This window comes from Bacteroides reticulotermitis JCM 10512 (genome assembly GCF_000517545.1).
Classification (GTDB): Bacteria; Bacteroidota; Bacteroidia; order Bacteroidales; family Bacteroidaceae; genus Bacteroides; species Bacteroides reticulotermitis.
This window is the reverse complement of record NZ_BAIV01000041.1, coordinates 1-14,437: the sequence shown is the minus strand read 5'-3', so window position 1 is coordinate 14,437 and position 14,437 is coordinate 1. Positions and strand designations below refer to the sequence as shown.

Here is a 14,437-nt window from a genome sequence, read left to right as displayed (position 1 = left end):
ACAAACGAATGCTGATATCAAGTTCGACAAGACCACACACGACTTTGGAACCTTTTCTGAAAACAGTCCGGTGGTAAACTGTGAGTTCACATTTACGAATATTGGCGATGCTCCTTTGGTGATTCACCAAGCGGTTGCTCCTGTGGATGCGCTGTGCCCGAATATACAAAAGAGCCGATTATGCCAGGTAAAAAAGGAACGATCAAAGTCACATACAACGGAACAGGAAAGTATCCGGGACATTTCAAAAAGTCAATCACTTTACGGACCAACGCCAAAACTGAAATGATACGCCTCTATATTGAAGGTGATATGAAAGCGAAGGATGCGAAATAAGAAAAAACAGATAACATCGTAAAGGAGAATCTTTTGATTCTCCTTTTTTTTTGCTTACTTTGAACGCTATAAACATAAACTACTAAAAAGTATGAAACAAGAAGAAGACAAATTCACCGGCTTGCCCGAGAATGCGTTTAGGGAATTAAAACCCGGAGAAGTGTACAATCCGCTTATGGACCCCTCAAAGAATTACCCAGAAGTTAACTTCTGGTCGGTAACATGGGGTATCGCAATGGCCATCCTCTTTTCCGCCGCTGCTGCCTATTTAGGCTTAAAGGTAGGACAAGTTTTTGAAGCTGCCATTCCAATTGCGATTATTGCCGTAGGAGTTTCCGGAGCAGCCAAAAGAAAGAACGCATTGGGCGAAAACGTGATTATCCAATCCATAGGAGCCTGCTCAGGAGTTATTGTTGCCGGAGCTATCTTCACTCTTCCCGCTCTTTATATCCTTCAATCCAAATATCCCGAGATGACGGTTACTTTCATGCAAGTATTCATCAGTTCGCTGTTGGGTGGTGTATTGGGTATTCTATTCTTGATTCCTTTCAGAAAATATTTCGTAAGCGATATGCATGGTCAATACCCTTTCCCGGAAGCAACGGCAACCACACAGGTGCTTGTATCCGGTGAAAAAGGAGGAAGCCAGGCGAAACCCCTCTTAATGGCCGGTATAATCGGCGGACTCTACGACTTTATCGTCGCTACCTTCGGCTGGTGGAACGAAAACTTCACCACACGCGTATGCAGTGCAGGTGAAATGTTGGCAGAGAAAGCTAAATTGGTGTTCAAAGTCAACACAGGAGCCGCCATCTTAGGTCTGGGATACATTGTTGGTTTGAAATACGCTTCCATCATCTGCGCCGGTTCGTTGGCTGTATGGTGGATCATCGTTCCGGGTATGTCGGCCATTTGGGGCGACAGTGTACTCAACGCGTGGAATCCGGAGATCACGGCAACTGTAGGTTCCATGAGTCCGGAGGAGATCTTTAAGTATTACGCGAAGAGTATCGGTATCGGCGGTATCGCAATGGCCGGTGTGATCGGTATTATCCGTTCATGGGGCATCATCAAAAGTGCGGTTAGCCTGGCTGCCAAAGAGATGGGCGGTAAAGGAAATGTAGAGAAAGATATCGTACGCACGCAGCGTGACTTATCGATGAAAGTCATTGCGATCGGTTCGATCATCACACTGATACTGGTTACCCTGTTCTTCTATTTCGACATCATGCAAGGCAACATACTGCATACAGTGGTTGCTATCATACTTGTGGCAGGTATTACGTTCCTGTTTACAACAGTTGCCGCCAATGCGATTGCCATCGTAGGAACGAACCCGGTATCGGGCATGACCCTGATGACACTCATTCTGGCTTCGGTCGTCATGGTAGCTATCGGGTTGAAAGGTCCTTCGGGAATGGTTGCCGCGTTGGTTATGGGTGGAGTCGTTTGTACGGCACTATCTATGGCAGGAGGTTTCATTACCGACCTGAAGATTGGTTATTGGTTGGGAAGTAGCCCTGCCAAACAGCAGACCTGGAAGTTCCTCGGAACAATCGTTTCGGCTGCTACGGTAGGTGGCGTTATGATTATCCTGAACAAAACATACGGTTTTACAAGTGGCGCACTCGCTGCCCCACAAGCAAACGCCATGGCAGCGGTTATCGAACCGTTGATGAGTGGTGTCGGTGCTCCTTGGTTGCTTTACGGTATAGGAGCTATCCTGGCCATCGCGCTGACATTCCTCAAAATCCCGGCACTTGCTTTTGCATTGGGTATGTTTATTCCGCTCGAACTAAACGTTCCGTTGGTAGTCGGTGGAGCTGTTAACTGGTACGTAACCTCACGTAGTAAAGACACTGCTCTGAATACCGAAAGAGGAGAAAAAGGAACCCTGTTGGCTTCCGGCTTTATCGCAGGAGGTGCCTGATGGGTGTTGTAAGTGCGGCTATGCGTTTCGGAGGCATCAATTTGGTAAACGACGCATGGCTGAACAATACATGGTCCGAAGTGTTAGCATTAGGAGCATATGCATTCTTGATCCTTTACTTTATCAAAGCTTCCATGAAAGTAAAATAATATGAGGTCTGTTTTATTCATGATAGTATCACTTATGTCTGCAATGGTATTTGCGCAACAGCCCGTCGAGCTTGTTTTATGGCCCGACGGTGCTCCTAACTCGAATGGGCTTACCGGAGAAGAACAAGAACTGCAACCGAACCGGATTAGCAACGTCACCCACCCTACCCTGACTGTCTATCGGGCTGCAAAGTCGAATGGGATGGCTATCATCATGTGCCCCGGTGGAGGTTACAGTCGGTTGGCTATGGATCACGAAGGACATGATATGGCTTCCTGGTTTTGCGGACAGGGCATCACGTATGCCGTATTGAAGTATCGCATGCCAAACGGACACGGCGAAGTACCTCTTTCGGATGCCAAGCAAGCCATACGGTTGGTACGGCAACATGCCGGAGAATGGCAGATCGATCCGTATAAAGTAGGTATCATGGGAGCGTCTGCCGGAGGGCATTTAGCTTCTACCCTTGCCACCTGCTACGACAACGAAATCCGTCCGGACTTTCAGATTTTACTTTATCCGGTAGTCACCATGCAACAAAACACGCATGGAGGTTCCCGTACTGCCTTATTAGGCAAGAATCCGACGGCCGAAGAGATACGTAGGTTCTCCAACGAGTTGCAAGTAACCGCCGACACTCCACAAGCCTTCATTGCACTCTCTTCTGACGATGGCTCCGTGCCTCCCTCCAATGGCGTGAACTATTACCTTGCTTTGCAAAAGAACAACGTCCCGGCATCTCTTCATATCTACCCAACGGGAGGACATGGATGGGGGTATCGCGACAATTTCACGTACAAGAAAGAGTGGACACAGGAGTTGGAGAAGTGGTTGAAAGAAGGCGTTGTCTTCCCGAAAGAATCGAATCCGGTATTGAGAATCGGAACCGGTTATTTGGGAACGAAGTATGTAGCCAATACGCTCGATGGAGAGAAAGAAGAGAAACTGATCGTCCAAACTCAGACGGTGGACTGCCTGACTTTCATCGAATATGTGCTGGCACAGGCTCTCGGTTCTTCTTTTACTGATAACTTGCAAAAGATTCGCTACCGTGACGGCATAATCGATGGGTATCCTTCCCGCTTGCACTATACATCCGACTGGATTGAGAATGGTGTTCGTCAAGGGTTCCTGACCGATGTAACGGCTGCGCATAGCTCGCAGACGATGAAGTTGGCTGTCTCCTATATGTCGACACACGCCAATCAATACAAGCAATTAGCCGGATCACCTGAGAATGTGAAACGGATGGCTGGCTATGAAAAGGCTCTTTCGGGTAAGCAAGTGCATTGGTTGCCGAAAGCGAAGTTGCCCGATGCAGGTTTGCCTTGGATCGAAGCAGGGGACCTCATTGCCATTACGACCAACCAACAGGGACTGGATATAGCGCATGTAGGCATAGCCGACTATCAGGACGGAAAGTTGCATCTGCTTCACGCATCTTCTTCGCTGGGTAAAGTAGTCATCAGTGACGAACCGCTCAGTCGGATGCTGAGTAATCATAAATCGTGGACAGGCATACGTGTCGTCCGGATGTCTCACACTAAAAACAACTAACTATGAAACGAGTAAAACTTATTCTTCTCGCATCATGCTTATTGCCGGCTCTGGCGGGAGCGCAAGAAGTAGCCAATGCTTCTTTTCTTGATCTTACTCCGGATGCCCAATCGGCAGGTATGGGAGGTACAGGATTAGCAACGACCGACAATGGTAGTATCGCTATCTTCCACAATGCTTCTACCATCGCTTTTTCGGAAGAAGTAATGGGAGGAACTTATTCGTATGCCGATATAGACCGAGGAGGTGCGATACACAGTGCTTCGCTCTTCTATCGCATCGGACGTGAAGGTAAACACGGTTTTACGGTAGGTTACCGGCATTTCAAGCAAGCAGACTACGGAGTAGAAGGCATTGATTTGTATCGTCCGCGTGCATGGGCTTTGGAAGCAGCCTATTTCAGAACCATTGCCAAGAACCTTTCCGCATCGTTAACCTTGCGTTACTTGCAGACTAAAGTCGATAAAAGAGTAGACAGTGAAAATACATTCTGTGTAGATCTGGGAGCGAGTTACCATCGCAACATGGCTATTCTGGATGAGTACGCTTCGTGGACAATTGGTTTCCAAGCAGCTAATCTGGGACCTAAGTTAGATGGACAAAAACTTCCTGCCCGACTCGGTTTAGGAGGTTCGGTGGATTTGCCGTTTAGCATGGATCATGAACTACAAGTAGCTCTCGATCTCAACTATCTGCTTCCTTCCGAATACCGTCATTTACAAGCTGGCATCGGAGCCGAATACAGTTTCCTGAAATACGGTGTAGCAAGAGCCGGATACCATTTCGGCGATAAAGATAAAGGAGTTGGAAACTACGGAACACTGGGATGCGGCGTGCGCTTCTGGCCTATCCCGGTACGTGCCGATTTCTCTTACGCATTGGGAAGCAAAACCAGCTTCATGCGTAATGCCTGGCAAGTTAGCGTTGCAGTAGTTTTGTAAGTTCAGTCTGAAGGTGTTGCTTCACTTCGTCCATTGAGACTTCACGTTTCAACTCTTGACGAAGTGAAGTAACACCTTTGTCAATAAACCCACAAGGGTGGATATAGCTAAAGTATTTCAAGTCGGTATTTACATTGAAGGCCAGTCCGTGCATGGTCACAAAATGACTGCTTCTCACCCCAATCGCACAAATCTTACGGGCACGGGGCGTATCTCCTTCCAACCAGACTCCGGTGGCCTTATCCAATCGCCCGGCTTGAATGCCATAAACGGCACAAACACGGATAACAGCTTCTTCGAGCAAGTGCACATACTGTTTCAATCCCAAATGAAACTCTTCCAGATTCAGGATCGGATAACAGACCAACTGTCCCGGACCGTGATAGGTGATATCTCCTCCCCGATCGATGTGATAGAGGGTTGCGTCAATCGCCTTGAGCTGTGCCTCATTCAAGAGCATATTATTCTCCTTCCCACTACGCCCCAACGTATAGACATGTGGGTGTTCGCATAGGATAATCCGATTATCACAGGCTTCTTGCTGTGCTTTTGCCTCGACAAGCGCATGGAACCATTCTGTTTGCCGTTCCCATGCTTCGGCATAGGGAATCCGGCCCCAATCAACAAATACTGCTTTCATGCTAGCAAAGGTAAAAAAATAAAGAGATTTTTTGTACATTTGCTCACGGAATATAATACGACTTAACTCATGAAAATGGATTTCCCCCAGGTAGACCTACCCAGAGAAGTGCTTGCATGGACAAATGTCACCGAAGACGTTTTGAACATCTATAAACAATCTTGCCGCCTGCAAGCTTGTATTATCGCTATTTGCAATGAAGGATCGATGAAAGTCTCGATCAATCTGCTCGACTACGAGGTACGTCCCAATGATATTATAACGCTTTTGCCGGGTACGATTATTCAGTTTCAGGAAAAGACAGAGAAAGTCAGCCTGCGCTTTGTCGGCTTCTCATCGAGCTGTGTAGGGCGTGCTAATTTGATCCGGGCTATCGGAGACGCGTATCCCAAATTCATGGAGCAACCGGTGATGCATCTGTCGGAGGATATCGCAAGTTATCTGAAAGATTACTTTTCTTTGTTGGCACGCGTTTCGTGCAACGACTCCTTTGAAATCGATCCCGAAGTAGCCGATATATCTTTGCAAGCTATTCTGACCAGCGTTCGCCTGATTTACAGGAAATATCCGTGGGGCAACGATAGTTCGAACCGGAAAAAGGAGATCTGTCAGGAACTGATTCAACTCATTTCTCAGCACTATCAAACCGAACGCCGCGTACAATTTTATGCGGATCGACTCGGCATCTCCCCTCAACATCTAAGTGCTACGGTGAAGCTGGTTACAGGTTCGGGGGTCTTGGAAACGATTGCCTATGTGGTCACCATGGATGCCAAAGCGAAGTTGAAGTCAACTCATTTGACTATTCAGGAGATAGCTTATTCACTCAATTTTCCCAGCGCGTCTTTCTTCGGTAAATACTTCAAACGCTATGTCGGGATGACTCCGTTGGAGTTCCGAAACAGCTAATCGGGCGGTATCTTTCCCATATCAAGGAGTTTTCCGGTGGATTACATACGATTGAGCACGTTTGTTGCTTGCTCATCGTCCTTATCATAAAGATAACCCAAAAGGGTCTCATCTCGTAAGCCAAGGTGATCGGCTGCTGATTTCTCTAAAAACAAGCGGTCAATTGGAGTAAATTGACCTATGTAGTTGACCAGGTTAACTCATGTACTTGACTAAGTTGACCCGTACACTTGCCCAACTACACCAATGTACTCAAGCAAATTAAGCGGTGTACTTGAGCAAATAGACCCGTTCACTCAAGCAAATTGAGCGGTCGTTTTTAGTTGTCCGGTCATCCTTCTTCACGGTAGTTGACAAGCAAACGTTTCGCCTCGCATCCCTATCGGAAGATCAGCAAAAGAATAGGAGTTTCAGGCAGTGCGTGATATCGGGTTGGCAGAAGCAATTTGAACGTTCGTTTTTAGTTGCCCGGCAATCCTTCTTCACGGTAGTTGACAAGCAAACGTTTCGCCTCGCATCCCTATCGGAAGATCAGCAAAAGAATAGGAGTTTCAGGCAGTGCCAAGGCGTTGGCACAGTTGTGACATATAGAAGGCACTGCCGTGACACCGCATTGACAGGAAGAAACAAAGCGAGCAATCTGAGTAAAAGAAGCGGTGTTTTTTACAAATCGGGACGCTTATTTTCAACCGGACATCGTAAGAATCCGCATAAATTCGATACATTTGCATCTCACAATCAATCGAACATGAGAGTCAAACGTTGCGATATCCACCGGTTGATTGTCTATACCTAACTTGAAGCGAGGATACTTATGAATACTGAATTTATAAACTTAACAGCAGAGAATCTGCCTGATGAGCACTTATGCTGCATTATCCGCAGTAAAAAGCTACATCCGGGTGTTGAAGCAAAGCGACAATGGCTTGCCGACCGACTCGGTGAAGGCCATGTCTTTAGGAAGTTAAACGTGAAAGGTACGGTCTTTATTGAGTATGCTCCGCTTGAAACAGCTTGGGTCCCCATCATTGGCGACAACTACTATTACCTGTATTGCCTCTGGATTTTGGGCAGTCACAAAGGAAAAGGATATGGAAAGGCACTGATGGAGTACTGTATAGCCGATGCCAAAGCAAAGGGTAAATCCGGTATTTGTATGCTTGGAGCCCAGAAACAGAAGTCATGGCTTTCCGACCAATCATTTGCGAAGAGAGTAGGCTTTGAGGTGGTCGACACGACCGATAACGGATATGAATTGCTTGCACTTTCTTTTGACGGAACCACACCAAAGTTCGCGCAGAATGCGAAAAGGGAAGAGATTGAAAGCAAGGAGCTGACCATTTATTATGACATGCAATGCCCCTTTATCTATCAAAATATGGAGATGATCAAACAACATTGCGAAACGAATGACATTCCTGTATCGTTAATTCAAGTGGATACGCTACAAAAAGCAAAGGAATTGCCTTGTGTATTCAACAACTGGGGTGTGTTTTACAAAGGGAAATTCGTAACAGTGAATCTGTTAGATGCCGCTTACTTAAAGAGAATACTCGATAAGTAAACTGCGACAGTGGCTTTACTGCAAGATCGCTGTCTAACCGATTGCCACACAATCTTGGCTAACTCTCATAACTCTTACCGATTAGGTAAGTAGAGCTTTCGCCTATTTAGGGGAAAACAGACCGGATCAATCTCGTTACTTACCAATGTATCAAATAAAGTAAAGGTCAACCCGATAAACTGCAAACAAAGGCGCAAAGAGAAGCATTAGCTTCCAGGGTTACGCAAGCAAGTCACATCCTTGAACAGCCTGTTTCTTCTTTGTCCGACGTATGCGACTACTGAATTTGTAAACTTAACAACCGAGAATCTCACCAATGGCTTCTTCTTTATCCATAGGCTGCAATGTTTGAGGAAACCGACTTGCACCTAAAGTGATGAAATAATCCGGTTTGATAGCTTTGATTGGAGGATGCACTTTCAATTCAGAACCAAATGCCCTCGGATATATGCAGAAAGGGCTGACTAAAAAGTATTAGTCAGCCCCTTAACTATAATTCCTATCACAACGGATGTCAGGTTACTTTCTGCGACTCAGACTTAGGGAGTTAAGTACCACACTTACACTTGAAAAAGCCATCGCAGCACTTGCCAGCATCGGGTTGAGTAACAAACCATTCAACGGGAAAAGTATCCCGGCTGCTATCGGAATGCCGATCAGGTTGTAGATAAACGCCCAGAAAAGGTTCTGGTGAATCAGCTTGACGGTCTGCTTCGATAAGTTGAATGCCTTGGGAAGCAACAACAAATCGGAAGTCATCAAGGTCACCATCGCCACATCCATGGCAATATCCGTCCCTTTTCCCATGCTATGCTGACGTCAGCCAAAGCCAAAGCCTGCGAATCGTTAATCCCATCGCCTACCATGGCAACAGTCTTTCCCTGTAATTGCAACTCACGCACAAATTCAGCCTTATCGTTCGGCAACGCATCGGCTACGAAGTGCTCGATTCCCAAACGTCCGGCAACTGCCTGAGCGGTCCGGTGACCATCTCCGGTGAGCATATAAACATCGATGCCTTGTTGCTTCAGCTCTTTGATCGCTTCCGCGGAAGTCGGCTTTAGCGGATCGGACACAGCAAGGATAGCCAACAGTTCATTCTCGCAACCGAAATAGATAATTCCATTTCCGGCTGTACTGTATTGTACCAGTGACTCCGCCATCGCATCCGAAATCGGCGCGTTGAAATCCTTCAGCAACTTATGGCTACCCACCAATAGGTATGCCCTTCATAAGAGACCTTCACCCCTTTTCCGGTGATGCTATCGAAACGTTCCAAGACAGCAGGTTTAACCTGTTCTTCTGCCTGCAAAGCATTCACAATAGCCCCTGCCAAAGGATGTTCGGACTTCATCTCAGCTGCCAACAGAATATCTTTATAGTGTGGCTGTTGCTCTTGCGCCCATAACCATCCGGTCACCGTGGGACGCCCCTCGGTCAATGTTCCGGTCTTATCGAGAACAACCACATTCACCTTCCGCATCTGCTCGAGAGCCACCGCGTCTTTGATCAGGATATGTTGCCCCGCTGCCTTGCCGATGCCAACCATCAGCGCCGTAGGCGTAGCCAATCCCAAGGCACACGGACAGGCGATAACCAGTACCGAGACAGCCGACAGCACCGCATGCGAGATGTATTCCTGACCACCGATAAGTAGCCACAACGCAAAGGTGAGCAGCGCAATACCCAATACCACGGGAACAAAGATCCCTGTGATACGGTCGACAATACGTTGCACAGGGGCTTTGCTGCCCTGAGCTTCCTGCACCATCTGAATGATACGCGCCAACACCGTTTCACTGCCTACCTGCGAGGCCTTGATTACGAATGATCCACGCTGGTTGATCGTTCCGGCAAGCACCTTACCGCCTACCTTTTTATCTACCGGAAGCGGCTCACCGCTAATCATACTTTCGTCGACATACGACTCTCCTTCGGTCAGCACACCATCGACCGGAATCTGTTCGCCGGGACGAACGACCACCAGATCGCCGACTTGCAACTCTTCGATCAGAATGTCTTCTTCCACACCATTTCGAAGTGCCCGTGCTACTTTCGGTTGAAGTCCCATCAGTTTACGGATAGCCGCTGATGTGTTCCCCTTGGCACGCTCTTCCATCAGCTTGCCGGTAAGCACAAAAGCGATAATGACAACGGACGCTTCATAATAAACGTGCGGTTCGAGTCCGCGAGCATACCAGAACTCGGGGAAGAAAGTATTGAACACACTAAACAGAAAAGCGATACTTGTGCTCAACGCTACCAGTGTATCCATGTTGCTGCGACCCATCTTAGCCTGTTTCCAGGCTCCGGTATAGAATGATCCGCCAAAGAAGATCATCACCGGAAGAGCCAGCAGCATTTGTATCTCGTTCGAGTAAGGGGCATGCATGAAGATCATGGAAAGCACAAGCATGGGCACAGCCAGAATCCAGGCACCGATAACGTTCCGTTTCAACCGGATATAACGTTGATGTTGCGCTTCTTCTTTGCGTTCTTCTTTATGTGTTTCTTCCACAATCAGGTCGTAACCTGCCGCTACTACGGCATCCCGGATTCCACCGGGTGTCAATTGTTCATTTTCATAAGACACAGCCAACGAAGTGGTGGCAAAGTTGACGGAGGCTTCAACCACCCCCGGCAATTTCTTTACAGTTTTTTCCACATTGTTGGCACACCCTGCACAATGCATATTGAGCACGGGAAATGTCTTCTTTGTTATTTTGCCCATACAAACGTCTTTTATTAAAATGATTGATATAATAAAAACAAGCGGGTATGAGGCTTTGTTCGATTACTTTTTCTTAGCCTCGACCTTGGTCTCTTTTATGACTTCGGCGGCATAATTGAACTTAGTAAACCCAGCTTGTAAATCCTTCACAGTCGTTTTATCGGCATCAAAGGTGATCGTTACCGTTTTCTCTTTCAAGGCAACAGCAAGGTCTTTCACGCCCTTTTCAAATCGCATATTGGTTTTCACCTTCTTCTCACAGTTCTCACAAGTCATTTGTGACACTTTGAATACGACTGTACGAAAATCTTTTGCCCATACGGCAGTTGTTGCCATCAAAGCCACCACGAAAGTGGTCATCCATCTTTTTGTTTTCATTTTGTTCCTTTATTTACGGTTGATTATTTGAATTTAGTCGAACAAGAAACCGATAGCTGATCGGTAACCAACTACCGATTCTTCGTTCGATATCTTTTTTATTAGTTGCGAGCCAGATTGAAACGGATGCCGACGTATCCTTTCGCGCCGTGCACCGGTCCCCAAATCATAGTCGAATCGAAGTTATCTCCCCACGGGTTAGCCGCGTCGACAATCGGATTCTTCTGCTTGAAGTTGGTCAGGTTCTCCCCTCCCACGTAGATAGACCAGCGACGGAAGTAACGAGTCACCTGCATACTCAGCTGTTCGAAGCTTCCATAACGGGCATCCCAAGAAGATTTACCATCGGCAAGCGTGTACGGGTTCGGCATCCGGCCTCCTCCATTCAGTTGGAGAGTTGCGTCAAACTGCCAGATTCCCAGCGGGGTCTGATACGAAGCGGTGAGCATTCCCTTGTATTTGCTGGTCAACGGACTTTCCATCCGCTCTCCTTTGTAGGTGCTCTTTACGTCCGACAAACGGTATGCTCCCGTCAGGTTGAATCCTTTGAAGAACGGATAGCTGGCTTCGACCTGAAACACGTGCGAATACGAACGTCCGTCGAGGTTGTAGAACGCTACCTCATGCGGGTTGCTGTCCATATCGACCACAACTTGTTTGAGGAAGTTTGTGTAGTAATACTCCGCGTTGATGTTCAGCGTCTTTCCGAATATCGGAATATAGGACGACACGCTTGCACCGTAGTTCCACGCCTCTTCCATATCAAGATCCTTGGCAATATTTACCTTACGGCTACTGGAAAGCAGGTAGTTGTTTTCGGCCAACACATGATTGGTTCGATATCCCTTACCGGCGGAAAGGCGGAAGTTCACATACTCATTCGGGGTATATTTCATATGTGCACGGGGAGTCACGAAGAATCCATGTTCATTGCTATAGTCACCACGTAAGCCTGCCATAATCATCCAGCGGTCGTCCAGGTTCAGCGTGTACTGCACATAGGCTCCGGGGACTGCTTCTTTATCGAAAGCTTTGGTAAGCGGTTGCTCGGTCTTATTCTCCAAACGATAGTGCTGATCGTACGCATCGTAGTTGAAACTCAGTCCGGTAGAAAGGCTATTCTGCTTATTGAACTCGGTCTCGAACATCAAAGACGCGTAGACATTCGTCTGATCTACATTGTAGAGTTTCCGTCCATAGCTAGCATCTTGGTCATGCCACGTTGAAGAGAGAATCAAGGCCAGATTGGTATTCTTCTCCTTATTAAATACGTACGCGTTTTTGGTAAACAGCTCGTAGCGTTTGGTATCGATACCTACTTTATAAAGGTCTTCACCGGAATCCATAGCCATGCCTCCATGACGTTCCTGTCCGCTATCACGGGTTTCGGAAAGTGCTTTGAAACCGGCTTGGAACACATAATGATCGCCCATATACGCCCAACGATTCCATACGTTGTATTGCTCTACCCGAGGGATGTCGACAAAACCGTCGCCGTTGTTATCATGCACTTTCGTTTCGTTCTCGTAATGCGTCAACAGCGAGGTACTCCAACGTTTGGATAGTTTCAGCGTCGCATCCGCATTGGCTTCGTAACGACTGGTGGTGCTGGCAAAGAGGTTGGCGGAAACCCAATCGGCTTCGGGCAACTGCGGTTTCTTAAATTCGACATTGATCTGTCCGGTAATGGCTTCGTAACCATTCTTGACGGAGGAACTTCCCTTGGAAACTTGTATGCTTTGCATCCACGGACCGGGCACATAGCCTAAGCCGTAGGGTGCGGACGCTCCCCGATAGTTCGGTATATTCTCGGTCATCATCTGTACATAGGTACCCGAGAGGCCTAAGAGTTTAATGTGTTTGGCTCCCGTAGCGGCATCTGAATAACTTACGTCGACCGAAGGTTGGTTACAAAGCTCTCGCCGAGGTTACAGCAAGCAGCCCGACTGAGTTCGGCACTGGTAATCATGTCTTCATTCATCACACTGCTGCGAAGTTTCATAGTCCCCAGCTTGCGACTTACGATATGTACTTCACTCAGTTCGACGCCATCGCGAAGAATGACTTCCAACTCTTGTTTGCGGTTCTCAACGTGAATGGTATCGTTCTGAAAGCCGATAAAGCTGACTACCAGCATATGGCTCTTCGAGGGTTTGGCAATCGAGAAATTGCCGTCGAGATCGGTGGTAACTCCTTGTCCGGTATTCATCCAGGACACATTGGCTCCCGGAATCACTTCTCCGGAGCTATCTTTCACTGTTCCTCGTACTTGCGCGTATGAACCGGCAGCAAGCAACGATAACAGCAGCGTTATCATATATTTCATTCTTTCTAATCTTTTACTTTAATACGCAAAATTAGTTTCAAGCTCCCGCAACCCTGTTGCAAATCGGTCCACTCACTCGTGCAACATAGGTGCAAAAGGTGGATAAGGAGCCAAGGATGAAATAGTGGCTAAATAATAAGTACGGAGTGTAGCGCCAACATCTGCCTGGGGCAAGGTGGTGGCGGAATGATAAGACGGGTATAATCTGCGTCATATCCCAGATCGACAGAGGTCAGCAGGTAGGATAGTTGTTGGCAGAAAAGGGTGATTACAGGCACAGTAACGACTTGCTGTTCGGCAGCATATTTCGCTAAGTCAACCTTGTAAACAGTTGCAGTACATCCACCTTGTCTTTACAGCTCTTGGATGAATGCTTGTCAGACTCATGATCTTTCTTGCATTTATGGCAACCATCGTCCGCACAACAGCTTTGCACGGTTTCGCACCGGGCACAGCAGTAATGCATGATCGAAACCCCTACACCTGAATAGATAATCAGCATGGAAAGGGTTATGGCTAATATGCAAGATACTTTCTTCATCATAACAGGAAACAAAGATAGAGATAAATATGTTCAATACAACTGTTTTAGATAGGAATATCACTTTTTTTGAGAGTTAATCATTTAGGTTAAACCTTTTTTTATTACATTTGGAAAGTTTACCAACACTCGAATCAGAATGAAAAAGCATCACCTACTATTCGTGCTATTTTGCTGCATAAGCTCTCTGGCAGAGATCAAGGCCACCGGACAAGAAGGTGATCGCCTTATCATTAACAAGGATACCCTGCAATTACTCGACTGCCCGATAGAATATGATTCATTGTTGAGAACCAAAGTTAGTCAGCGTCTCTTAAGGAAAAGTGCTTCAACCGGATGCTGGAGAGGGTATGTAGCCACCTGGCGAATCGAAAACAAAAAACTATATTTAGTCTCTATCCGAGAGTACCCCGAAGAAACAATGTAAAGTCTGG

8 protein-coding genes and 4 pseudogenes are annotated in these 14,437 nt (G+C 47.0%); 7 read left to right on the top strand and 5 right to left on the bottom strand.

Features of this window, described 5'->3' with window-relative positions:
- Positions 1-70: 70 nt before the first annotated feature.
- The 4 genes and pseudogenes from JCM10512_RS19220 to JCM10512_RS19205 all read left to right on the top strand — a co-directional run bounded on the left by JCM10512_RS19220 (position 71) and on the right by JCM10512_RS19205 (position 4,914).
- Positions 71-336: pseudogene (locus tag JCM10512_RS19220) on the top strand (DUF1573 domain-containing protein).
- A gap of 91 nt (positions 337-427) precedes the next feature.
- Positions 428-2,415, top strand: a pseudogene (locus tag JCM10512_RS19215) (OPT family oligopeptide transporter).
- Between the two features lies 1 nt (position 2,416).
- Entirely contained in the window at positions 2,417-3,973 is a 1,557-nt protein-coding gene (locus tag JCM10512_RS19210) for an N-acetylmuramoyl-L-alanine amidase-like domain-containing protein (RefSeq protein ID WP_044165413.1), read from the top strand.
- A 2-nt stretch (positions 3,974-3,975) separates the two neighbouring features.
- Entirely contained in the window at positions 3,976-4,914 is a 939-nt protein-coding gene (locus tag JCM10512_RS19205; protein WP_044165411.1) for a PorV/PorQ family protein, read from the top strand.
- Here the strand turns inward: JCM10512_RS19205 and lipB are convergent.
- A complete protein-coding gene (lipB, locus tag JCM10512_RS19200) occupies positions 4,892-5,554 on the bottom strand; it encodes a lipoyl(octanoyl) transferase LipB (RefSeq protein WP_044165410.1) in 663 nt (220 codons plus the stop codon). The two genes, JCM10512_RS19205 and lipB, sit on opposite strands and share 23 nt — an antisense overlap.
- A gap of 69 nt (positions 5,555-5,623) precedes the next feature.
- Between lipB and JCM10512_RS19195 the strand changes: the two genes are divergently transcribed.
- Together JCM10512_RS19195 and JCM10512_RS19190 are read left to right on the top strand one after the other, a co-directional pair.
- On the top strand, positions 5,624-6,463 hold the full coding sequence (locus JCM10512_RS19195) for a helix-turn-helix domain-containing protein (RefSeq protein ID WP_044165409.1): 840 nt from the start codon (positions 5,624-5,626) through the stop codon (positions 6,461-6,463).
- Positions 6,464-7,277: 814 nt separating this feature from the next.
- Positions 7,278-8,027, top strand: a complete 750-nt coding sequence (locus JCM10512_RS19190; protein WP_044165407.1) for a GNAT family N-acetyltransferase — start codon at positions 7,278-7,280, stop codon at positions 8,025-8,027.
- Positions 8,028-8,546: 519 nt separating this feature from the next.
- Here the strand turns inward: JCM10512_RS19190 and JCM10512_RS19185 are convergent.
- From JCM10512_RS19185 to JCM10512_RS25255, 4 genes and pseudogenes are all read right to left on the bottom strand, one after another.
- Positions 8,547-10,758: pseudogene (locus tag JCM10512_RS19185) on the bottom strand (heavy metal translocating P-type ATPase).
- Between the two features lie 63 nt (positions 10,759-10,821).
- Positions 10,822-11,136, bottom strand: coding sequence for a heavy-metal-associated domain-containing protein (locus JCM10512_RS19180; protein ID WP_044165406.1), 315 nt, complete (start codon positions 11,134-11,136; stop codon positions 10,822-10,824).
- 101 nt (positions 11,137-11,237) lie between these two features.
- Positions 11,238-13,462 (bottom strand): annotated as a pseudogene (locus JCM10512_RS19175) (TonB-dependent receptor).
- 310 nt (positions 13,463-13,772) lie between these two features.
- Complete coding sequence (locus tag JCM10512_RS25255; RefSeq protein WP_369346506.1) at positions 13,773-14,006, bottom strand: hypothetical protein; 234 nt, start codon at positions 14,004-14,006, stop codon at positions 13,773-13,775.
- Positions 14,007-14,142: 136 nt separating this feature from the next.
- Between JCM10512_RS25255 and JCM10512_RS19170 the strand changes: the two genes are divergently transcribed.
- The gene (locus JCM10512_RS19170) at positions 14,143-14,430 is read left to right on the top strand and encodes a hypothetical protein (protein ID WP_148298478.1); all 288 of its coding nucleotides are present in this window, start codon (positions 14,143-14,145) and stop codon (positions 14,428-14,430) included.
- Positions 14,431-14,437 lie beyond the last annotated feature (7 nt).